Source organism: Mycobacterium gordonae, assembly GCF_001417955.2.
GTDB lineage: Bacteria > Actinomycetota > Actinomycetes > Mycobacteriales > Mycobacteriaceae > Mycobacterium > Mycobacterium gordonae_B.
Map to the genome: position 1 here is coordinate 1 of NZ_LKTM01000337.1, position 21,261 is coordinate 21,261.

Genomic DNA, 21,261 nt, shown 5'->3' on the forward strand with positions numbered 1-21,261 from the left:
GTCGTGTCTGTTGCGGCGCTGTTCCAGAATTCACGTGCTTTGCGGGCCAGGGTGTCGTCGGTGATGCGGGCGTATGCCGAGGTCATGGTGTCGCTGTGGTGGCCGAGGAAGTCGCGCACTTCTTGTTGGGTCCAGCCGTTGTTGAGCAGTGTGGTTCCGATGGTGTGCCGGAAGCGGTGCACATCGCCGCCGGAGATCGGCTCGCCGGTGATGGTCGAGGTGGTGATGCCGTGTTCGGTGAACAGTGCGGCGAGGCGGTGCCGCAGGCCGCTGGTCGACCAGGGTTGGGTGCGGCCGGCGGCGGCGTTGGACCGGGCGCCGGGGAATAGGTGCTCGGCGTCGGGGCCGTAGGTGTCGCGCACGCGGGTCTGCTGGTCGAGGACGATGGTTGCGAGGCTGTCCGGGATGGGGAATCGGCGCCAGGCCCGGGTTTTGGGCATCCAATATTCGATCCAGTAGCCCGCGTCGGAGCGGTGCAGGCAGTCGATGGGCAGGGCGACCAGTTCGGAGATGCGGCAGCCTGCCCACCGGGTGGTGGCGATCATCGACCGCAGGGTGGGGTCGGTTGCGGGGTTGTCGACGATCAGCGTGTCGACGCGTTCGATTACGTCCGGCGGGAACGGGCGGGGGCTGCGGGTCTTGCGGTGCACGTTCTCGCCTCGTCGGAGGAACACCGCCGACCCGAGAGCGGGCACGATCTGGGTGTCGTGCAGCGACTCCAGCAGGTAGGCGGCGGTATTGGCCAACCGCGCGTCCGCTTGGGTGTCCGGTCGCCGGGTCCACGCCAGGTAGTCAAGGAAGACCGGCCTGGTCACCGCGGACGGTTCCGGTGATTCGTCGTCGCGGGTGAGGAACCGGGCGAGCTGGCGGGTGGCGCGCACCCACTGGGTCAGCGTGCCCCAGGCCAGGGTGGCGGTGGTGAGCTGCCGGCGTGCGAGTTCTTTGACCGCGTCACGCAGCCACGGCACGGTCACCGTCGACCAGTCCACGGCGGTGTGTGTCGATCCGGATTGGGTGGCGTCGAGAACGAATTCGAATCCGTCTCGCCAGTGCCAGTGGTCGTCGGCCCACGGGTCCGGGTTGGTGGCGCCGTCGAGGAGTCGGAAGAAGCGCCGAATGTAGGGTGCGCACAGGGAGTCGAACGAGCTCGCGTGCGGCCAATGCTGCCGGCACAGCAGAAGCCACTCGCCGGCGGGTCGCTCGGTGAGGGAGTCGGTGATCCGGCCGTCGGCGGTGTCGATGAGCACCATCAAGAAGCGGCGGAGGCTGGTGTTGGGGGTCCAGTCGCCGCGGCGCACCTTGGTGGCGACGACGAACCGGATCTCATCGGCCGCGATCTGCGGTAGCCGCCGGAAGTCGACGATCTGGGCCGAGAGGTGGCCGCGCGGGGCGCCGACGGGTTGGGCTTCGAAGGTTGCCCATGCGGTGAAGTCGGCGGGCTGGCCGGCGCGGAACCATTGGAAGTAGTGCGCGTAGCACAATCCGCGCCGCTCGGCGCCTGCGGAGTGGGGGCCGCCCAGCCAGTACCGCTCGCTGTTGCATGCGTCGACGGCGCAGGGGTCCGCCGCCTGGCGGCGGCGGTCTCCGGCCGGTTCGACCACCTGCCACGTCGGCTGACACCACGGCCCGTCGGGTACCCGTAGCGGCGAACGGCGGCCTCTGCGCGTGGAGTCAGGGTGGGAATCAATGTTTCTCATGGCCTGCCTCGCGCTGCGGTGGCGCCCACACCAGCTGCTCGGTGCGGCGCAATCGGTCTGCCAGATCGTCGCTGGCGAGGTGGATGTAGACGTCGGCGCTGGCGGCGTGCGACTGGCCAAGCCGGGCAGCGATCTCAGCCGACGTCCATCCGGCCTTGGCCAGCGCAGTTGCGTGGGTATGGCGCAGCATGTGTGGGTGCAGCCCGTCAAGGCCCGCTACGGAGCCGATGTGCTCGATGATCTGGTAGGCGTTCGAGTACGACAGCGGCCCGCCGACCGGGGGCCGGGACAGGTTGACGAACACGTAATCGCTGTCCAGGTCGGAGATCTCACTGAGGAGGTAAGCGGCGTACAGGTCGAAGAACCGGCGGGGCGCGGCCACCGCGAATTGCGCTCGCTGCTTTGACAGCGCCCCGTTGGCGTTGTCCTCCCGGCGGCACACCTGCACTCGCTTGCGCATCGGGTCCAGGTCGGCGTGCCGTAGGCCTAACGCCTGCCCGACCCGCAGGCCCAGGTCATAGAGCGCGGAGAGCAGCAGCCGGTCGCGGTGGGTCGACGCCGCCGCCAGCAACGTCGCGAAGTCGGCCTCGAAGTCGATCAGCTGCACGGTCTCTGCCGGCTGCTTGCCCGGCCGGGTCAACCGGGAGACCGCGCTGGGGTGGCGTTGCTCGATGTGGGCCAGGAAGCTGTGTGCCCGGCGCGGGAGCCGCGACGGGTTGCGGGTCAACACCAGATCCTGCGGTCCGCGGCCTTCGACGCGGTGGAACTCGTAGAACTCGCGCACGGCCGCGCTCACCGCTTTGACCGTTCCCGGCGCCCGGCTACCGGACCGGGTCGGCAGCGGGGGCAAACCGGCCGACAGCGCCCCCACGAAATCACACAGTGCGTCGAATACTACGGCGTCCCAGTCGATTCCGCGTGCGCCCAGCCACCGGTAGAACAAGCTCAGGTGGCGCGCATACGAGCGGACGGTGTTCTGCGACCGGCCGATCGCACGCAGCCAGTGCAGGAACTGCTCGACCTCCCCGACCGGTAGGCCTGAAGCGTCTACGACCGTCCACGACGCCCGTCCGTGGATGGTCACCGGTGCCGCCTTCACTCGGCATCCCGGGTTTCCTCGGGGCGCCGGGGCCGCACCTGGATGTCGGGCCGCAGGTCTTCCTGCGGTTGGCGGGCCGGCATCGGCGCGGCTGCGGCGGTGTCGGCAGGAAGTGCCCCGGGCAGCCACTTCATGTCGCGCTTGCGCCACGTCGCGTATTGGGCCTGCACCTTGGCCATCGGAACCTCGAAGCGGTCCCAGTCGACGCCCGGCGCGCTGACCCAGATCCGGCGGATATGGGTGTCGGTGACGATGTCGTAGTCCCAGGTCAGCTCGCAATGGGTGGGATCGCCGATCAGGCCCAGGGTCGCCGAATCCTGGGTGAAGAACGCGGTCCGCCGCGGGGTGGTCGGTTCCATCTCGTTGTGGTGGATCATCATGTGCGTCTTGCCGCGGCTGTTGATCTCGGGCCAGCGGTAGGGCTTGACGACCGTGTGTCCGGGTGGATGCATGCCGCGGGTGCTCAGCCACACATCGGTGCCCGCCGCGACGGCGGCCGCAACATATGTACCGCGCCCGAGCCCTTGCATCACGGTTCGCAGATGTGCGGAGTGCCGGGCCGACAAGGCGTTCCAGTCATCGACGGCGGCCAGCAGCATCGCCCCCACCCCGACCGCCACCTGGTTGAGCAGCCGTCGGGCCTCCTTGCGGGAGACCGGACGGTCGGGTGTGTTGGGTTGATCCATCGGAGCTGTCACGACCCCGCCTTTCAGCCGAAAACCTTGCATAGAATCGTGCGGACCGGGGTAAAGTTTGAGGCCGGAAGACACGCCGATCGCATACGGAGCAGCCGGTCTGCAGGCGTCACGGGCTGGAGTTGCGCTATCGTCACACCAGCCACACACGCCCCACGTCCGTTAGTGGGCGTGAACTGGGAAAACGCAGATCAAACGGTGTTTCTGCGCGAATTCGCGGCGGCGGCGGGCTAGTGTCGAAAGACAGCACCGAGACGGTTGGGGAGGCGATCTGTGACGGCACCGGACCCGTACGACGACGCGGCGAACAGCGTGATGGTGCAGTTGACCCGGTTGTCGCGTGGGTGGTCGAAAAAGCGCCTGGCCGACGAGGCCGGGGTGTCGGCCTCGCACGTCAGCAGGGTCGAGGCGGGGCTGCTGCCCCTGGCAGGGAAGGCCTTGCTCGACTACGCGCAGGCCATGGAATGCCGCCCGGAAGCGCTGTGCGTGCCCTTCACCCGGTCCCCGGCCCAGGGCAGCCACTTCCGGGCCAACCTGAGTGCGGCCGAGTGGAAGCGTGACCGCGTGTGGGCGCGCGCGAATCTTGTCGCGATGCGGATCGGCCGCCTGGTGTCCCGCGCCGACATCAACCCCAAGCTTGCGCTTCCCGATCTCGACCCGGCCGACTACGCCTCCGAGCTCGGAGAGATCACCGTCGCCCAGGTTCTGCGCCGCCTGTGGCGCGTCGCCGGCCCGATCCGCTCGATGACCGAATTGCTCGAAGCCGCAGGGGTGTTCGTTGTGGTCGATGGTTTCCTCGACGACGAGATCGACGCGGTGACCCTGCGAGCAAGCGAGTATCACCCGCACCTGGTGTACGTCAACGCGGCCCGGCCGCCCGACCGCATGCGGATGACGCTGGCCCACGAACTCGGCCACCTGGTCATGGATGCGATGACGCTGGTCAGCCCCGCCGAGGCCGAGCGGCGGGCCAACAGTTTCGCCGCCGAGTTCCTCGCCCCCATCGCCGACATCGGCTTTGACTTGGACCGCGTGTCAGTGCGGGCCGTGCATGAACTCGATGAGCTGCGCCTCACCTGGGGTGTGAGCGCGTCGTCGCTGGTCGTGCGGGCCCGCGAGCGAGGTGTGCTCTCCGACTACCAGTACCGCTCGATGTTCCGGCTGCTCAACGAGACCGGCCGCATGTATGGCCCCCGCCCCGGCGTGGCCGAGGAGATGCCCCGTCTCGTCGGCGACGTACTCGGCCAACTCGCGGCCGGCGGCTACACCGCCAGTGAACTCGACGACATTACGCTGCTCACCGGCGCGCAACGCGGCGCGCTCTTCGGCGTAAGCGACAGGCCCGGCGCCCGGCACCTCACGATGGTCTAAACACCGGGCGCGATCGTGGGCTGGAATCGCACCCCGGTCCGCGACGAGCAGTGGAAAGCGCCGGTCCACTGGACCAAGCAGGGGCAAGCCCTTGAGCAGGACCACGCCGCAGGCGGCCGCCGATGCCGTGTGGTGAACGACAGTGGTGGTGCGCTCGGACGGGTCGTCCTGCGGCGCAGATACCTGCGTATCTACGCCGAACTGCGGTGGCAGACCAACAACAAAGAATGCAGCACGTACCTCTGCCAGGTATCAGGCAAGAGCCGAAGCGCAAACCTGGCGGCCGCCTGGCGGCGAGCGCACAGTCTCGGCCTGACCGCTGCCGGCCGTGACGCAAAGGCGTGATAAGTCATCGGCAAACACCACACCTTGCTGACCTCCTCGCCTGGCTGGTTACGCGATGGATGATGCCGGTGGTCAACGCGATATCGCGGAGGCGGCTACTTCGGCCACCGGATCATGGTCCCGGCCTGGCTGTGCCAGTGGTTTGGTGCGCCCGGCCCGGACACCGTTGGCGATGACGACGATTTCGGCGAGTTCGTGCACCGCGACGACCGCGGCCAGGCCGAGCACACCGGTGAGGGCGAGCGGGATGAGCACTGCGATCAATCCCAGTGAGAGGCCGACGTTTTGGAGCATGATGCGCCGGGCTCGCCGCGCGTGGGCCAGGGCCTGGGTGAGGTGGCGCAGGTCTTCACCCATGAGGGCGACGTCGGCGGTTTCGATGGCCACGTCGGTGCCCATCGCACCCATCGCGATCCCCAAATCGGCGGTGGCCAGAGCGGGGGCGTCATTGACGCCATCACCGACCATGGCCGTCGAGGAGCGTTGGCGCAGTTGACCGATCAGCGCCGCCTTGTCTTCGGGCCGCAGATCGGCATGCACCGTATCGATCCCCACCTGGCGGGCCAGGGCTTGGGCGGTCGCTTGGTTGTCGCCGGTGAGCATGGCGACCTGATAGCCGCCGCGGCGCAGGTGTTCGACGACCTGGGCGGCTTCGGGCCGCAGTTCGTCGCGCACCGCGACCGCCCCAATGACCTGACCGTTGTCTTCGACCAGCACGGCGGTGGCGCCGGCGGCCTGCATGGCCGCGACGTGTTCGGACAAGGGTCCGGGGTCGAGCCAGCCGGGGCGCCCGAGCCGTAGCCGGTGGCCGTCACGGTGGCCGAGCAGTCCGGCCCCGGTCACCGCCTCCACATCCTCAGCTGGTTGGACCGGCCCCTCGGTGGCGGCGAGAATCGCTGCAGCCAGCGGGTGTTCGCTGCGGGCCTCCAACGCCGCCGCCACATCTAACACGTGGTCGCGGCTGTTGCCGTTGGTGGTGGCGACGTCGATGACGGTGGGCTGGTTGGCGGTCAGGGTGCCGGTCTTGTCTAGCGCGACGGTGCGCACCGCGCCGAGGGCTTCCAGCGCGGCGCCGCCTTTGACGAGGACGCCGAGCTTGGAGGCGGCGCCGATCGCGGCGACGACGGTGACCGGCACCGAGATGGCCAGCGCGCACGGGGAGGCGGCCACCAGCACGACCAGGGCACGTTCAATCCACACCAGCGGATCACCCAACACGGAACCGATGGCGGCGATCAGCGCGGCCGCGACCATGATCGCCGGAACAAGCGGTTTGGCGATGCGGTCGGCCAGGCGCTGGCTGGCGCCCTTGCGGGACTGCTCAGCCTCCACGATCGCCACGATGCGGGCCAACGAGTTATCAGCAGCGCTGGAGGTGACCTCGACTTCGAGCACCCCGGTGCCGTTGATCGATCCGGCGAACACATCACTGCCGGGTCCGGCCTCCACCGGAACGGATTCGCCGGTGATGGCCGAGACATCCAGTGCGGTGCGCCCCGAGGTGATGGTGCCGTCGGTCGCGACCCGTTCGCCGGGCTTGACCAGCATCCGGTCACCGACCCGCAACTCCGCTGGCGGGATGGTGATTTCGGCGCCGTCGCGCAGGACGGTGGCCTCGTCGGGCACCAGCGCCAACAACGCGCGCAGTCCCCGGCGGGTCCGGGCCAGTGAGTATTCTTCGAGGCCCTCGCTGATGGAGAACAGGAACGCCAGCATGGCGGCTTCGCCGACCTCGCCGAGGATCACCGCGCCGATGGCAGCGATCGTCATCAGCGTGCCGACCCCGATCTTGCCTTGCGCTAACCGGCGCAGCGTCGAGGGTACGAACGTGTAGGCCCCGATCGCCAACGCCAGCGCATACAGGCCGATTTCGACCACATGGGGGCCGCCGGACCAGCCGACCGCATAGCCGGCCAGCAGCACCACCCCCGCGGCTGCGGCCGCGCGTAGTTCGGTGATCTCCCAGAGCCGTTCGGGTTCCTGCTCGCCTTCGTTGCGGTCGTCGCTGCCGCAGCCGCACGCCTCGCTCATCGCGCTACCTTCCGTTCAGTCGGGTGGCCGTAGTTGGGGCACAAGGCGACGGCGTTGCCGGTCGCCTCCAACACCGCCTCGGCCTCGCGAAACATGTCCAGCAGTTCCGGCCGGGCCAGCCGATACACCGAGGCGCGGCCCTGGGGCCGGAAATCCACCAGCCCACAGTCGCGCAGGCACGCCAGATGCGACGACACCGTCGATTGCGCCAATCCCAACTCACCGGTCAGATCCACCACCCGAGCCTCACCACCAGCTAGGCGGCGGGCGATCGCCAACCGGGTGGGATCGGACAGACTGTGAAACAACGCCACCGCCCCCGCCAACTCGTCGCGCGATGCACTCGGCGGCGCAGCACCCATACTTTTCATCGACATATCGCGATGATAGCCTACAACATAGATTGATCGGAATTAGTCGATGACAGCGCTTGCGATTGATGAAGGCTGAGGTGGCGCGGTGAAGCTCAACACCATCGAACGGGCAGCGATGAACAACCCGATTCGGGCTGCCCATCAACACCATCGGGAAGCCGCATGGTTTCGCCGCCTCGCCGGTGGCGACCTCACCGGCCAGGACGTACTCGAGACCGGCTGCGGACGAGGTGTCGGCTCCGAAGTCATCCTCGACCGGCTCCAGGCCCGCCACGTCACCGCATTCGACCTCGACGACACCATGGTCGAGCTCGCCCGCAAACGCCTCCATCACAGGCCCGTATCCCTGTCAGTCGGCGATGTCTGCGACATCCATCAGCCGACCGCCAGCCACGACACCGTCGTTGACTTCGGCATCATCCACCACGTCCCGCACTGGCAGCTGGCCGTCGCCGAGATCGCCCGAGTGTTGCGCCCCGGTGGGCTGCTGTTGTTCGAGGAAGTTCCACGCCGCATGCTCGACACCTGGGCGTTCCGCACATTCACCGTGCACCCACGCGAAAACCGCTTCGAGTCAGACGAATTCGCCGCTGAACTGGCCCGCCACGGCCTGCACGGCACCGCCCGCATCGAACACCACCTTCGCGGGCTCCTCTTCATCGGGGCCGCCCGAAAGATCTGACCTGCCACCCCCGCGACCACGAAAGCCGACCACGATGTCCGCGATGTACGCCATCATCGCCTTGCTCCTCGTCGCGGCTTTCTGGCTGCTCGACGGCTACGTGCGAGCCCGTATTCAACGCCATCGCACCGGCGACAGCGGCATCCGCATCCCTCGCACACCCAAACAGTGGTGGGCCCGAGGAACCCTGGCCTCCGGCATGCTGCTGCCCGGCATCGCCGCCCCCATCGCCGAACTGCTGGGCCTGCAGCCAGTGCCACTGTTGGACCACGGGCCCAGCCGCGTCGCCGGCATCATGCTCGCCGCACTGGGCGTGTTCGCCGCGTTCGGCGCCCAACGCGCAATGGGATCTTCGTGGCGCACCACTGTCGACCCCACCGAACGCCCGCCACTGGTCACCACCGGCATTTTCGCGATCGTGCGCAACCCCATCTACACGTCGATCAACGTCATGGTTATCGGACTAACCTTTGCGGTTCCCAACGGTATTGCACTCGCCGGCGTCGTGATGATCATCATCGGTAGTCAACTGCAGGTCCGCCTGATCGAAGAGCCCTACCTCACCGCCACCCACGGCCAGGCCTACCGCGACTACTGTGAGGCTGTCGACCGGTTCCTGCCCGGCATCGGGCGGATCAGACGGGCGTAGTGTCACCGCCGGCCGTACCGACCAAAGGTGGAGCCACGGGGAATCGAACCCCGATTTGAGCCTTGCAAAGGCCCCGTTCTACCGTTGAACTATGGCCCCGTCATGGATATGACCGTGGCGGTATCACCGCTGGTCACACCCACTTTCATCTACCTCTCCTAGAGATAACCGCCGAACCCCTGACACCCGCCTTGCAAAGGCGGTGCTCTACCAACTGAGCTAAGGCCCCTCTGGGTTGTCCGGCCGGTCGCCAGGGGTCTGATCGGGCGCCACATGCCAGACCTCGACGTCGAGCCGCGAACGAACCACCGCCGCCGCACCCACGGCGGCGGCCGCTGCCAGCGGCAGCGCGAATTTCACACGACGTCTTGACGGGCACATGATCGTGGGCCTAGGAGGACTCGAACCTCCGACCTCTTCGTTATCAGCGAAGCGCTCTAACCGCCTGAGCTATAGGCCCGTACTGCCAGTACGGCCGAGCGACGAGATTACCGCACCGGCCGCCTGACTCCCAAAACGCATCCCGTCTAGTCCCGATCTGCCAGTGTCACTTCGATCCCACCGATCAGGTCGGTCGTCAGGTTGTAGACGAAGGCGGCGATGGTGGCCATCGCGGTCATCAGCACGATGTTGACCAGACCGATCAGCACGGCGCCGCCGAAAATGGTTCCGCTCGAGACGAGTTCGCCGCTGCTACCGCTGGTGTTGTTCAGCAGGTCGCCGACATTGCTGTTCAGTTTCGACCACACGCCCATGCCACCGAGCACCAGGTAGAGGAACGCCACCGCGATCATCCAGACGAAGAACAACGCCACCGACAGCAGCAGCGACACCTTCAGGGTGCTCCACGGGTCGATGCGCCGGATCTGCATGCTGGCCCGCACCGGCCCGCGGCCCCGCCGGGAGCCGACCGCAACCCCGCGCGCTTCCCGCGCTTCCCCCGCGGCCGGGCGACTCGTCGCCGACGCGGGTGTGTCGGTCGGACGTTCAGGCTTGCGTTGGGTGGCCCGCGGGATCGGGCCGGAGAGGTCCGGCAGTTCGCTGGCATACGCCTCGGCGGGTGGGTTTTCACTACGCACGGCTGGGACCTCCGCCTGTGGGCCGGGCGTCGGTGCCGACGTCCCGGAGATGAAACGGTTCAGCCGAGCTTCCGAACTGGTCGGCGTCCGGACGTCGGTCGGTGGGTCAGCCGCCGGGCGAGACCCGGTTTGAGACCCCGCGCGGGTGGCACCCCGCTGCCACGGCGGCGCGTCTGCGCCCTCCGGAAGGCGGCCGGGACCCGTGGTCGCGCGGTGCGCACCGGCGCGCTCGCCCGATCCGTCCCCGTTCGGGTTGTCGCCCTGACTGGGGCCGCCCGGCTCGTTCGGTGAACTCACCCCGACTCCTAACGTGTCTGCTCAGGTAGCTGAGTCTATGCCGGGTTCGCGCCGTGCCGACCCCCCGCCCGGTCAGCTGTCCGCCTCGTCGCCCTCCACCTCGGCGTCAGCGCTCTCCTCGGCATTGCGGGCGATGGCCAACAGAGTGTCGCCCTCGCCCAGGTTCATCAGCCGCACACCCTTGGTCTGCCGACCTGCCTTGCGCACCTGCTTGGCGGTGGTCCGGATGACTCCGCCGACCGAGGTGATGGCGTAAAGCTCGCTCTCGTCGTCGACGATCAACGCTCCGACCAGGCGGCCGCGCCGGCGGTCGTACATGATCGTCAGCACGCCCTTGCCACCGCGCCCCTGCACCGGGTACTCCTCTATCCCAGTGCGCTTGGCGTACCCGCCGGCGGTGGCAACCAGCAGGTACGTGCCTTCCCGGACCACATTCAGCGAGAGCAGCCGGTCGTCGGTGTTGAACCGCATGCCCTGTACGCCGGAGGTCGCGCGGCCCATCGGCCGCAGGGCCTCGTCGGTCGCCGAGAACCGGATGGACTGCCCGTTGGCCGACACCAGCAGCAGGTCCTCGTCTGCCGAGCACAACACCGCGCCGACCAGCTCGTCGCCGTCGCGCAGGTTGACCGCCACGATTCCGCCCGACCGGTTGGAGTCGAAGTCGGTGAGTTTCGACTTCTTGACCAACCCGTTCCTGGTGGCCAGCACCAGGTACGGCGCATCCTCGTAACTCTTGATCTGGATGACCTGGGCGATGCGTTCTTCGGGCTGGAAGGCCAGCAGGTTGGCCACGTGCTGGCCGCGGGCGGTGCGCAAGGCCTCCGGAAGCTCGTAGGCCTTGGCCCGGTACACCCGGCCCTGGGTGGTGAAGAACAGGATCCAGTCGTGGGTGGAGCAGACGAAGAAGTGCCGCACGATGTCGTCCTGCTTGAGCCCGGCGCCCTGCACACCCTTACCGCCGCGCTTCTGGCTGCGGTACAGATCGGTCTTGGTGCGCTTGGCGTAGCCGGTCTCGGTGATGGTGACGACGACGTCCTCGCGTGCGATCAGATCCTCGTCGCTGACATCCCCGTCGGCGGCGATGATCCGGGTGCGGCGGTCGTCGCCGTGCTTCTCCACGATCTCGCCGAGCTCGTCGCGCACGATGCCGCGCTGACGCTCCGGTTTGGCGAGAATGTCTTCCAGATCAGCGATTTCGGCTTCGATCTTGGCGAGGTCGTCGACGATGCGCTGACGCTCCAGGGCGGCCAGGCGCCGCAGCTGCATGTCCAAGATGGCCTGGGCCTGGATTTCGTCGATGTCGAGCAACTCGATCAAGCCCTGGCGGGCGATCTCGACGGTTTCAGACGCCCGGATCAACGCGATCACTTCGTCCAGCGCGTCGAGTGCCTTGACCAGCCCGCGCAGAATGTGGGCCCGCTCATTGGCTTTTCGCAACCGGTAGGTGGTGCGCCGGACGATCACGTCGAGTTGGTGTTCGACGTAATAGCGAATCATCTGGTCCAGGCGCAGGGTCCGCGGTACGCCGTCGACGATGGACAGCATGTTCGCGCCGAAGCTGGTCTGCAGCTGGGTGTGTTTGTAGAGGTTGTTGAGCACCACCTTGGCCACGGCGTCGCGCTTGATCTCCACGACGATGCGCAGCCCGACGCGGTCGCTGGACTGGTCTTCGATGTTGGAGATGCCGGCCAGCCGGCCGTCGCGGACCTGTTCGGCGATCGAGGTGATGAAGTTGTCGTGGTTGACCTGGTACGGCAGCTCGGTGATCACCAGCGACGTGCGCCCGCGCGAATCTTCTTCTACCTCAACGACTCCGCGCATCCGGATGGACCCGCGGCCGGTCTTGTAGGCATCGGAGATGCCCTGTGACCCGACGATCAGACCGGAGGTCGGGAAGTCGGGACCCTTGACCCGCTCCATGACGGCGGTCAGCGTCGCCTCTTCGTCGGCGTCGTAGTTCTCCAGGCACCAGAACACCGCCTCGGCCAGCTCGCGCAGGTTGTGCGGCGGGATGTTGGTGGCCATACCGACGGCGATGCCACCCGAACCGTTGGCCAGCAGGTTGGGGAACCGGCTGGGCAGGACAGTCGGCTCTTGCACCCGGCCGTCGTAGTTCGGAATGAAATCGACTGTCTCTTCGTCGATTTCACGCAGCATCTCCATCGCCAACGGGGTCAGCCGCGCTTCGGTGTATCTCATCGCGGCCGGTGGGTCGTTGCCCGGCGAGCCGAAGTTCCCCTGGCCGTCGACCAGTGGGTAGCGCAGCGACCATGGCTGCGCCATGCGCACCAGGGTGTCGTAGATCGACGCGTCGCCGTGCGGGTGGTAGTTACCCATGGTTTCGGCGACCGAACGTGCCGACTTGGCGTGACTGCGATCCGGTCGGAAACCGCTGTCGTACATGGCATACAGCACCCGGCGGTGCACCGGCTTGAGACCGTCGCGGACTTCCGGCAGGGCGCGGCCGACGATCACGCTCATGGCGTAATCGATGTAGCTGCGCTGCATCTCCTGCTGAATGTCGACCGGTTCGATGCGGTCTACCGGTCCGTCACCAGGAGGCAGCGTTGTGTCAGTCATTTATTCCTCATTGCTCTCATCAGGAAAGGGAACGCGGACTGGGGTCAGACGTCCAGGAAGCGAACGTCTTTGGCATTACGGGTGATAAAGCTGCGGCGCGCCTCGACGTCCTCGCCCATCAGGATGGAGAACAGCTCGTCGGCCGCGGCGGCGTCGTCGAGGGTCACCTGACGCAGCACCCGCACCGACGGGTCCATGGTGGTTTCCCACAGCTCCTTGGCGTCCATCTCGCCCAGACCCTTGTAGCGCTGGATGCCGTCTTCTTTGTTGATCTTCTTGCCGGACTTCAGCCCGGCCTCCAACAGACCGTCGCGTTCCCGGTCGGAGTAGGCGAATTCGGGTTCGGTACGTTGCCATTTCAGCTTGTACAGCGGCGGTTGGGCCAGGAACACATGGCCGTGCTCAAGCAGTGGGCGCATGAAACGGAACAACAGAGTCAGCAGCAGCGTCGAAATGTGTTGTCCGTCAACGTCAGCGTCGGCCATCAGAACAATCTTGTGATACCGGAGTTTGGTGATGTCGAACTCGTCGTGGATGCCGGTGCCCAGCGCGGTGATGATGGCCTGGACTTCGGTGTTCTTCAGCACGCGGTCGATGCGGGCCTTCTCCACGTTGATGATCTTGCCGCGCAGCGGCAGGATCGCCTGGAACATCGAGTCCCGGCCACTCTTGGCCGAGCCGCCGGCCGAATCGCCCTCCACCACATACAGTTCGGACTTGCGGGGGTCAGTCGAGCGGCAGTCGGCGAGCTTGCCGGGCAGACCACCCAGATCGGTTGCGCTCTTGCGACGCACCAACTCTCGCGCTTTACGCGCGGCGATGCGCGCCTGCGCGGACGACACCGCTTTGTTCACAACTGTCTTGGCTTCCGAGGGGTTGGCTTCGAACCAGTGGGTGAGTTGTTCGTTGCAGACTTTCTGCACGAACGACTTGACCTCGGTGTTGCCCAGCTTGGTCTTGGTCTGACCCTCGAACTGCGGCTCGGCGACTTTCACCGAGATCACCGCGGCCAAACCCTCCCGGATGTCGTCGCCGGTGAGGTTCGGGTCCTTCTCCTTGAGCAGCTTCTTGTCTTTGGCGTACTTGTTGACCACCGACGTCAGCGCACTGCGGAAACCCTCTTCGTGGGTGCCGCCCTCGTGGGTGTTGATCGTGTTGGCGAAGGTGTGCACGGATTCCGAGTAGCCGCCGTTCCACTGCATCGCGATCTCGACTTCGTGGCCGGTGCCCTTGCCCTCGAAATCGATGACGCTCTGCTGGATCGGGCTCTTGGTGCGGTTGATGTGCTTGACGAAGTCGACCAGCCCGCCGGGGTAGTGGAAGGTGCGGTGCTTGACCTTGTGGGGAGCCTTCGACTCCGCGGCCTTCTCCTCGGCGGATTTCGGCGCCTCGGCGGTGTCGCTGACGACTTCGTCGACGACCTCGTCCTGCTCGACGCGCTCGTCGGTGAGGTTGATGGTCAGGCCCTTGTTCAGGAACGCCATCTCCTGCAGCCGGCGCGCCACCGTCTCGAAATCGTATTCGGTGGTTTCGAAGATCTCGGGGTCTGCCCAGAACCTGATCGTGGTGCCGGTCTTCCTGGTGGCCTCGCCCTGTTTCAGGGTGCCGGGCACGGCACGTTCGTAATACTGCGACCACTCATGCCCGTCGCGTTTGATGTCGACCTCCAGGCGGGTGGACAGCGCATTGACGACGGACACACCCACGCCGTGCAAGCCACCGCTGACGGTGTAACCACTGTTCTCGCCGCCGAATTTCCCGCCGGCGTGCAGTTGTGTCATGACCACGTCAACGGTGGGGGCGCCGGTGGCGTGCATCGCCACCGGAATCCCGCGGCCGTCGTCGGCGACCTCGACGCTGCCGTCATCGAGCAAGCGCACGTCCACCTTGGTGGCGTAGCCGGCCATCGCCTCGTCGACCGAGTTGTCGACCACCTCCCAGATGAGGTGGTGTAAACCACGCTCCCCGGTGGAGCCGATATACATACCCGGGCGTTTGCGGACCGCCTCCAATCCTTCGAGGACGGTGATGGCAGAAGCGCCGTATTCGTTTTGTGCCTTCTTCTTCGGGGCAGCCACGGTCGGAATGCTCTCCTTGGGGTTGCATGCGAGCGGTTGAAGCACCGCAGCGGTCGCAACTGCCTACTCTACCGTGAAGCACCGTCAGCACCGATTTTGTGGCCGCGTTTCCGCCTATCTGATTGCGCCGTGCGCTCAATTTCTTCGCTGTAGCCGCGTCCCGACGTTCCAGATATGGGTTCGTCAATTTCTGGCGGCTCTGAGACGGCTGTGGTTCGCGTCCCGTTCACTCGGTGGATCGAGCCTAACCGTAGGTGTCGCGGGGGCCCCGGCCGGCGATGTGACGAGGCCCCTTGCGCCACGACGGCGCGGCCGGGCCGGTGATTTTCAGCGACGTCACCACACCGTTGCCGACGGCGGCGGCGATCTTGGCGAGCAGCTGTGCCTGCATGAGTCGTAACTGCGTCGCCCAGGCGGTGGATTCGGCGGTGACGCTGAGCACCCCTTCGTTGAGGGTGGACGGCGTCGCATGCTCGGCGATCTGCGCGCCGACCACCGCTGTCCAATGACCGAAGACCGTGCCTTCGGCAACGTGAGTGGTCCACCCCTGCTGCTTGGCCAGGTCTCGGGTGAGCCGTCCCAGCGGCTGCGGATCACGCGCATCCGGCCCCGGTCCCGACCAGCTACGCCGGCCGCCGGCGCCGCGCCGGCGGGGGAGCGGGGCGGCGCGGCCGCGGCCGGCGTCCTGCCCGCGCTCGCGGGCGGCGGCGCGAGCCTCTTCCAGCGTTCGTCGCACCAGATCGAGGCCGCGCTGATTCACCTGGTCCTGGTTTTCCTCGGTCATTGCCGCACCTCCGACACCGCGCCCAGATCGCTGTCGCTGAGTTCCACCTGTACCCACCTGGCTTCCCACCCCTCGGGAATGTCTTCGGACACCGCCGCGGTGACCAGCACCTGCTCAGCGGATTCGGCGACGGCGGCCAGCGCGCGGCGCCGTTTGGTGTCCAGCTCGGCAAAGACGTCGTCGAGCAACAACACCGGGTCGCTGCCCTCGGCACGCAACAGCTCGTAGGCCGCCAGCCGCAACGCCACCGCGAAAGACCACGATTCGCCGTGACTGGCAAACCCTTTGGCCGGTTGGTCGCCGAGCCGCAGTTCCAGATCGTCGCGGTGCGGGCCCACCAGGCACACGCCGCGTTCCAGTTCAGCGCTCCGTCGCGCGGCCAGCGCACCCAGCAGTGTTGCTTCCAGGGACTGCTGGTCGGCAGCCGCGGCCGGCACCACCGTATCGGTACTGGCCCGGTAACCGATTGCCGCCGAACGTGATTCGGGTGCCAGAAGTTGGTAGGCCTTCTCCACCTCGGGTGCCAGCTGGTTCACCAGATCGATCCGCGCGGCCATCAAGGCCGCGCCGTGCTCGGCCAGCCTGCTGTCCCACACCTCGAGGGTGTCCAGTGCACCCCGATCACCGCGGAACCGCGCCCCCGATAACGATTTCAGCAGGGCGGTGCGCTGGCGCAGCACTTTGTCGTAGTCGGCACGCACCCCGGCCAGCACCGGTCGGCGCACCGTCGCCAAGTCGTCGAGATAGCGGCGGCGATCCGACGGATCGCCGCGCACCAGCGACAGATCCTCCGGAGCGAACAACACCGCCCGCAGCACCCCGACCACCTCGCGCGTGCTGCGCACCGGCGACCGGTTCAACCGCGCCTTGTTCGCCCTACCCGCGGCGATCTCGAGGTCGACCGCACATTCGCGTCCCTCATTGACCACGATGGTCGAGACGACCGCGCGATCAGCGCCGGCCCGGATCAACGGCGCGTCGGTGCCTACCCGATGCGAACCCAGGGTGCTCGAATACCAGAGGGCCTCAAGGAGATTCGTTTTCCCGAAGCCGTTGCGGCCGACGAACACCGTGCGCCCGGGATCCAGGTCGAGGTCCGCATGGGCCCACGACCGGAAGTCCCGCAACGCCAAATGTCGGACGTACACGCCCCGACCGATCAGCCCGGCAGCCGCACCGGCATCAGCAGGTACACGTAATCCGTCGGCACCGCCGCGAACGGACCGCTGCCACTCGGCACCGGGTCATCGGCCGACGCGGGCCGCAGCAACGCCGGCTTGCCCGGCGTCGTGAACCCGAACGACACCCGCTCGGAGTGCAACGAGCCCAGGCCGTCGGTGAGGTAGGTCGGGTTGAAGGCGATCGTCAACGGTTCACCCGCATAGTCCACCGCGAGGTCTTCCTCGGCCCGGCCGACATCGTCGGCACCGGCCGACAACCGCAGCATCCCATCGGCGAATTCCATCCGGATCTGTGCGCCCCGGTCGGCGACCAGTGCCACCAGCTTGATCGCCTCGGTCAGCTCGGCCACGTTGATCGTCGCCACCGCGGTGTGCTCCGCCGGCAGCAACTGGCGGAATTTCGGGAATTCCGCGTCGAGCAGCCGGGTGGTGCTGCGCTTGCCGTTGCCGGTGATGCCCAGCAGTCCGTCCTTGCCCACTCCGGATCCGGCGCCCAGCGACAACCGGACCTCGGAGCCGTCGGCTCCGGCCTTGGCCGCCTCGGCCAGGGTCTTGGCCGGTACCAGCACCGCAGCCTCGATGTCAGGGGTCAGCGCCGACCAGGTCAACTCGCGCACCGCCAGACGGAACCTGTCGGTCGCCGCCAAAACCACCGTCTCCCCGGAGATCTCGACGCGGATGCCGGTCAGCATGGGCAGCGTGTCGTCACGGCCGGCCGCGATGGCGACCTGCCCGATCGCCTCGGCGAACAACTCGGCGGGCAGCGTACCGGTCTCGTCGGGCAGGGTCGGCAGAGTCGGGTAATCCTCAACGGCCATCGTCGGCAGCGAGAATCGGGCGCTTCCGCAGGTCAGCGCGACGCGATTGCCGTCGACGTAGAAATCCACCGGCTTGTTGGGCAGTGCCCTGGTGATGTCGGACAACAACCGCCCGGACACCAAAACGCTTCCCGGCGAAGCGATTTCAGCGGCGACCTGCACCTCGGAAGAAACTTCGTAGTCGAACCCGGAGATGGTCAGCCCGTCGTCGGTGCCGGTGAGCAACACTCCGGAGAGCACCGGCACGGTCGGCCGGGACGGCAGGTTCTTGGCTACCCACGACACCGCTTCGGCGAAGGACTCCCGCACCAAACGAAATTTCAAGTCGGTGACAGCCCGTGTTGTAGCCGCGTCCATTGCGTCCCTTCACCTAACGTGACGTCCAAATCCGTGCCCAGCTCCCCCGCCGGCGTTGGGGACCCTCCGTGACGAACGCCGCCGGCGAAGTGATTCGCCACGACGGCCGCAACGGCAGTCGAACAACAACCGTAGAGCTTCTGAGGCCAACTTGAAAGCTAATCGGTCACGGTGACAGAGCGAGCGCAGGGCGGCTGCGCGCAGCGTCGGCGACGAGTTTCCCCAGCCGTGTTCTTCAAACAACAAATGACGAAGAGATTTCAATATCAGTATTAAGGGCTGTGCAATCTGGGGACAGCCGGCTCTTGGCGCAGCGTGCGCACCAGATCAGGTTGTGGATGACTGCGGGGGAAGCTGTGTGGTGCGCGGTGCACGGCTGGGGACGAAGCGGGGATGTGCACCGCGTTACGGGTGCTGCACTCCAGTTTGGGTGGGTTGTACACAGCCCTGCCCACACCGCAGCGCTGGTGCTCATGTGACAAGAGGGAGCAAAGTTTTTTGCAAAAATCTGCCGCGGAGGGCGCTGGAAACGGCTTGTCAGCGCTTGGAGCGCTGCCGGATCCGGGTGGTGAGTTCCTTGACGTTGTCGAAGATCTCACGGCGCTCGGCCATCTCGTTGCGGATCTTGCGTTCGGCGTACATCACGGTGGTGTGATCGCGGCCGAAGGCCTGCCCGATTTTGGGCAGAGAGAGGTCGGTGAGCTCGCGGCACAGATACATCGCGATCTGGCGAGACTGCGCGAGCGGGCGGGCCTTGCCCGGGCCGCGCAGTTCCTCGACGGTGGTGTCGAAGTACTCCGCGGTGGCCGCCATGATGGTGGCCGCGCTGATCTGCATGCCGCTGGCGTCGGCGATCAGGTCGCGCAACACGATCTCGGCCAGTGACTTGTCGATCGCGGTCTTGTTCAGCGATGCGAAGGCGGTGACCCGGATCAGCGCACCCTCGAGTTCGCGGATGTTGCGTTCGATGCTGCTGGCGATGAGTTCCAGGACATCGTCGGGCACCGCGAGTCGTTCGACTTGTGCTTTCTTGCGCAGGATCGCGATGCGGGTTTCGAGATCGGGCGGCTGGACGTCGGTGATCAGTCCCCATTCGAAGCGGGTGCGCAGCCGGTCCTCGAGTGTCGCGAGCTGTTTGGGCGGCCGATCGGAGGAGATGACGATCTGCTTGTTGGCGTTGTGCAGGGTGTTGAAGGTATGGAAGAACTCTTCCTGAATACCGTCCTTGCCCTCGATGAACTGAATGTCGTCGACGAGCAACACGTCGACGTCGCGGTAGCTGCGCTTGAACGACACCTTGCGGTCATCGCGCAGCGAGTTGATGAAGTCGTTGGTGAATTCCTCGGTGGAGACGTATTTGACGCGCATCCCGGGAAACAGGCGTTGGGCGTAATTGCCGGCGGCGTGCAGCAGATGAGTTTTCCCCAAACCCGACTCGCCCCAGATGAACAGTGGGTTGTAGGCACGGGCGGGGGCCTCGGCGATCGCCAGGGTGGCCGCGTGCGCGAACCGGTTGGAGGAACCGATGACAAAAGTGTCGAAGGTATAGCGCCGGTTGAGGCTGGTGCCCGAGGCGGCCGCGGTGTCGGTGGCAGTCGGGCGTTCGGCGAAGTAACTCGGCCAGTTCTGCCCGGGACCCACGACGGTGTCGCCGTGGTCGTCGTCGGCAACGGGAGCCTCGGCCGGCGCAGGATCCTCGATCGGGGCCGGGGAGTCGGGCGCGGGGAACACGCCGTCGTCGTCGGCCGGCGGGGGAGCGATGCGGACACCGAGTTGGATCTGCTGTCCCAGGCGACGGCTCAGTGCGTCGGTGATCGGCGTGCGCAGGTGGCGTTCGATCTCGTTCTGGACGAAAACACTCGGAACGGAGAGCAGAGCAAACCCCTCGACGATGGTGAGAGGTTGCACGAGTTTGAGCCAGGCCCTTTGCTGGGCGGTCAGCGGAGTGGTGAGGGCGGATCCGTTGCCGGCCTCACCGTTGAGCTCGGAGACGACCGCGTTCCATACCGGGGCGAATCCGGAACCAGGGTCATCGGTCAACGACGCATCTCCCTGGTCCGACGCTCGGAGTACAACACTTCGGTAGCAACAGCGCACCTGTCCACATGGTTATCCACAGATGTGGAAAGGAAGGTCAATAGTAAGCCGCAGCCTACCGGCAACGGCTTGCGATCTTCGTGCTGTAGACAACCACCTGATTGCCCGATCAGCTAGTCGATCCGCCATCCTCGCTTCAGTGTCGTTGTCGACAGAGTTCCAAGTCCGTACCGGCTTGGAAACTACCCCGCCCGAAGCTAACAGTTTTCGTTCGCGCTGCCAACAGTTCTTTGTATTCTGCTGGCGTTCTTCATGATCCTGCTATCCGTGACCTTGATGCCGGATCGGTCTTTGCGGGACTGGGACGATGGCGGTGCGTCTGCTGTGGCGGGCGAGGTTTGACCAGGAGAAGCCTCGTCAGTACCCTCAAACAGTCGCCCGAAAGTCGGCGATACGGCTGCGACCCGGAATCAGCACCTCGGGGACCGCGCCGGCCAGCAAGCGAGAACACCTTCGCCCACGAGTTGCCGAGCATGAGCGGGCGGACTGTTATGCCATACACAGCGAGGAGAACGCGGTGGCCAAGGGCAAGAGGACGTTCCAGCCGAACAATCGGCGTCGGGCCCGCGTCCACGGTTTCCGGCTGCGGATGCGCACGCGTGCCGGACGGGCGATTGTGGCCAACCGGCGTGCTAAGGGTCGCCGCGCTTTAACTGCCTGATCGCAGCTCGGGTTTCCCAGCGGTGCTTTCCGCACGGAACCGCATGAGGCGGTCGACCGAGTTTGACGCGACGGTGAAGTACGGGATGCGCACGGTGCAGCCCGATGTCATCGTGCATGTTCGTCGGGCGAGTCAGCGCGAGGACGCGGAGGGGCCCCGGGTGGGTCTGATCATCGCCAAGCGCGTCGGGACCGCGGTGGAACGACACCGGGTGGCGCGACGGCTGCGGCACGTGGCCCGGCCGTTGTTGGCGAGCTTGCATCCGCGCGACCAGGTGGTGATTCGCGCGCTGCCCAGCAGCCGGCACGTCTCTTCGGCGTGGCTGGAGCAGCAGTTGCGCAGTGGTTTGCGGCGGGCTTTCGATATGGCGGGTACCGAGCGGTGAC

19 protein-coding genes and 2 tRNA genes are annotated in these 21,261 nt (G+C 66.5%); 6 read left to right on the plus strand and 15 right to left on the minus strand.

What is annotated here, in order from left to right; translation table 11 throughout:
* From AO501_RS23005 to AO501_RS23015, 3 genes are all read right to left on the minus strand, one after another.
* Nucleotides 1-1,697 (minus strand): tyrosine-type recombinase/integrase (locus AO501_RS23005; RefSeq protein ID WP_082658793.1); only part of this gene is annotated, 1,697 nt, incomplete at its 3' end.
* The gene (locus AO501_RS23010) at nucleotides 1,684-2,781 is read right to left on the minus strand and encodes a tyrosine-type recombinase/integrase (protein WP_231752584.1); all 1,098 of its coding nucleotides are present in this window, start codon (nucleotides 2,779-2,781) and stop codon (nucleotides 1,684-1,686) included. The genes AO501_RS23010 and AO501_RS23005, both read right to left, overlap by 14 nt.
* 11 nt (nucleotides 2,782-2,792) lie before the next feature.
* Entirely contained in the window at nucleotides 2,793-3,494 is a 702-nt protein-coding gene (locus AO501_RS23015) for a hypothetical protein (protein ID WP_231752585.1), read from the minus strand.
* A 270-nt stretch (nucleotides 3,495-3,764) separates the two neighbouring features.
* Here AO501_RS23015 and AO501_RS23020 point away from each other — a divergent pair, with 270 nt between their 5' ends.
* Nucleotides 3,765-4,862 (plus strand): XRE family transcriptional regulator, encoded by a 1,098-nt coding sequence (locus tag AO501_RS23020; protein ID WP_016895225.1) that lies wholly within the window; start codon nucleotides 3,765-3,767, stop codon nucleotides 4,860-4,862.
* A 15-nt stretch (nucleotides 4,863-4,877) separates the two neighbouring features.
* Entirely contained in the window at nucleotides 4,878-5,207 is a 330-nt protein-coding gene (locus AO501_RS23025; protein WP_016895224.1) for a hypothetical protein, read from the plus strand.
* 72 nt (nucleotides 5,208-5,279) lie between these two features.
* Here the strand turns inward: AO501_RS23025 and AO501_RS23030 are convergent, their stop codons facing one another.
* Complete coding sequence (locus tag AO501_RS23030; RefSeq protein ID WP_016895223.1) at nucleotides 5,280-7,238, minus strand: heavy metal translocating P-type ATPase; 1,959 nt, start codon at nucleotides 7,236-7,238, stop codon at nucleotides 5,280-5,282.
* Nucleotides 7,235-7,615 carry an ArsR/SmtB family transcription factor gene (locus AO501_RS23035; protein WP_082658790.1) on the minus strand — a complete coding sequence of 127 codons (381 nt, stop codon included), beginning with the start codon at nucleotides 7,613-7,615 and terminating at the stop codon, nucleotides 7,235-7,237. Before AO501_RS23035 ends, AO501_RS23030 begins: the two co-directional genes overlap by 4 nt.
* Nucleotides 7,616-7,697: 82 nt before the next feature.
* On the opposite strand from AO501_RS23035, the gene AO501_RS23040 reads away from it, so the two are divergent.
* Together AO501_RS23040 and AO501_RS23045 are read left to right on the plus strand one after the other, a co-directional pair.
* Entirely contained in the window at nucleotides 7,698-8,294 is a 597-nt protein-coding gene (locus AO501_RS23040) for a class I SAM-dependent methyltransferase (RefSeq protein ID WP_016895220.1), read from the plus strand.
* 34 nt (nucleotides 8,295-8,328) lie between these two features.
* Nucleotides 8,329-8,943: a methyltransferase family protein gene (locus AO501_RS23045; RefSeq protein ID WP_016895219.1), complete on the plus strand. Its 615-nt coding sequence runs from the start codon at nucleotides 8,329-8,331 to the stop codon at nucleotides 8,941-8,943.
* Between the two features lie 28 nt (nucleotides 8,944-8,971).
* Here AO501_RS23045 and AO501_RS23050 read toward each other — a convergent pair.
* The 10 genes from AO501_RS23050 to dnaA form a co-directional block, all read right to left on the minus strand.
* A tRNA-Ala gene (locus AO501_RS23050) sits at nucleotides 8,972-9,042 on the minus strand.
* Nucleotides 9,043-9,162: 120 nt separating this feature from the next.
* Complete coding sequence (locus AO501_RS37385) at nucleotides 9,163-9,303, minus strand: hypothetical protein (RefSeq protein ID WP_156452744.1); 141 nt, start codon at nucleotides 9,301-9,303, stop codon at nucleotides 9,163-9,165.
* Nucleotides 9,304-9,329: 26 nt separating this feature from the next.
* A tRNA-Ile gene (locus AO501_RS23055) sits at nucleotides 9,330-9,403 on the minus strand.
* Nucleotides 9,404-9,470: 67 nt separating this feature from the next.
* On the minus strand, nucleotides 9,471-10,319 hold the full coding sequence (locus AO501_RS23060) for a DUF3566 domain-containing protein (RefSeq protein ID WP_055579927.1): 849 nt from the start codon (nucleotides 10,317-10,319) through the stop codon (nucleotides 9,471-9,473).
* Nucleotides 10,320-10,391: 72 nt separating this feature from the next.
* Nucleotides 10,392-12,899 (minus strand): DNA gyrase subunit A, encoded by a 2,508-nt coding sequence (gene gyrA, locus AO501_RS23065; RefSeq protein ID WP_055579928.1) that lies wholly within the window; start codon nucleotides 12,897-12,899, stop codon nucleotides 10,392-10,394.
* A 44-nt stretch (nucleotides 12,900-12,943) separates the two neighbouring features.
* Nucleotides 12,944-14,977 (minus strand): DNA topoisomerase (ATP-hydrolyzing) subunit B, encoded by a 2,034-nt coding sequence (gene gyrB / locus AO501_RS23070; RefSeq protein ID WP_055579954.1) that lies wholly within the window; start codon nucleotides 14,975-14,977, stop codon nucleotides 12,944-12,946.
* Nucleotides 14,978-15,221: 244 nt separating this feature from the next.
* Complete coding sequence (locus AO501_RS23075; RefSeq protein ID WP_055579929.1) at nucleotides 15,222-15,761, minus strand: DUF721 family protein; 540 nt, start codon at nucleotides 15,759-15,761, stop codon at nucleotides 15,222-15,224.
* The gene (gene recF, locus AO501_RS23080; protein ID WP_055579930.1) at nucleotides 15,758-16,909 is read right to left on the minus strand and encodes a DNA replication/repair protein RecF; all 1,152 of its coding nucleotides are present in this window, start codon (nucleotides 16,907-16,909) and stop codon (nucleotides 15,758-15,760) included. The genes AO501_RS23075 and recF overlap by 4 nt, the downstream gene beginning before the upstream one ends.
* 11 nt (nucleotides 16,910-16,920) lie before the next feature.
* Entirely contained in the window at nucleotides 16,921-18,117 is a 1,197-nt protein-coding gene (dnaN, locus tag AO501_RS23085) for a DNA polymerase III subunit beta (RefSeq protein WP_055579931.1), read from the minus strand.
* Between the two features lie 537 nt (nucleotides 18,118-18,654).
* The gene (dnaA, locus tag AO501_RS23090) at nucleotides 18,655-20,157 is read right to left on the minus strand and encodes a chromosomal replication initiator protein DnaA (protein ID WP_055579932.1); all 1,503 of its coding nucleotides are present in this window, start codon (nucleotides 20,155-20,157) and stop codon (nucleotides 18,655-18,657) included.
* 574 nt (nucleotides 20,158-20,731) lie between these two features.
* Here dnaA and rpmH point away from each other — a divergent pair.
* Both rpmH and rnpA read left to right on the plus strand, forming a co-directional pair.
* Nucleotides 20,732-20,875 (plus strand): 50S ribosomal protein L34, encoded by a 144-nt coding sequence (rpmH, locus tag AO501_RS36230; RefSeq protein ID WP_082658794.1) that lies wholly within the window; start codon nucleotides 20,732-20,734, stop codon nucleotides 20,873-20,875.
* A 22-nt stretch (nucleotides 20,876-20,897) separates the two neighbouring features.
* Nucleotides 20,898-21,260, plus strand: coding sequence for a ribonuclease P protein component (gene rnpA, locus AO501_RS23095; protein ID WP_055579933.1), 363 nt, complete (start codon nucleotides 20,898-20,900; stop codon nucleotides 21,258-21,260).
* Nucleotide 21,261 lies beyond the last annotated feature (1 nt).

Coding starts and splice junctions, on each gene's coding strand:
- AO501_RS23035 (WP_082658790.1), bottom strand. CDS start 7,615: ATGTCGATGAAAAGTATGGGTGCTGCGCCGCCGAGTGCATCGCGCGAC.
- AO501_RS23075 (WP_055579929.1), bottom strand. CDS start 15,761: ATGACCGAGGAAAACCAGGACCAGGTGAATCAGCGCGGCCTCGATCTG.
- gyrA (WP_055579928.1), bottom strand. CDS start 12,899: ATGACTGACACAACGCTGCCTCCTGGTGACGGACCGGTAGACCGCATC.
- dnaN (WP_055579931.1), bottom strand. CDS start 18,117: ATGGACGCGGCTACAACACGGGCTGTCACCGACTTGAAATTTCGTTTG.
- AO501_RS23045 (WP_016895219.1), top strand. CDS start 8,329: ATGTCCGCGATGTACGCCATCATCGCCTTGCTCCTCGTCGCGGCTTTC.
- AO501_RS23030 (WP_016895223.1), bottom strand. CDS start 7,238: ATGAGCGAGGCGTGCGGCTGCGGCAGCGACGACCGCAACGAAGGCGAG.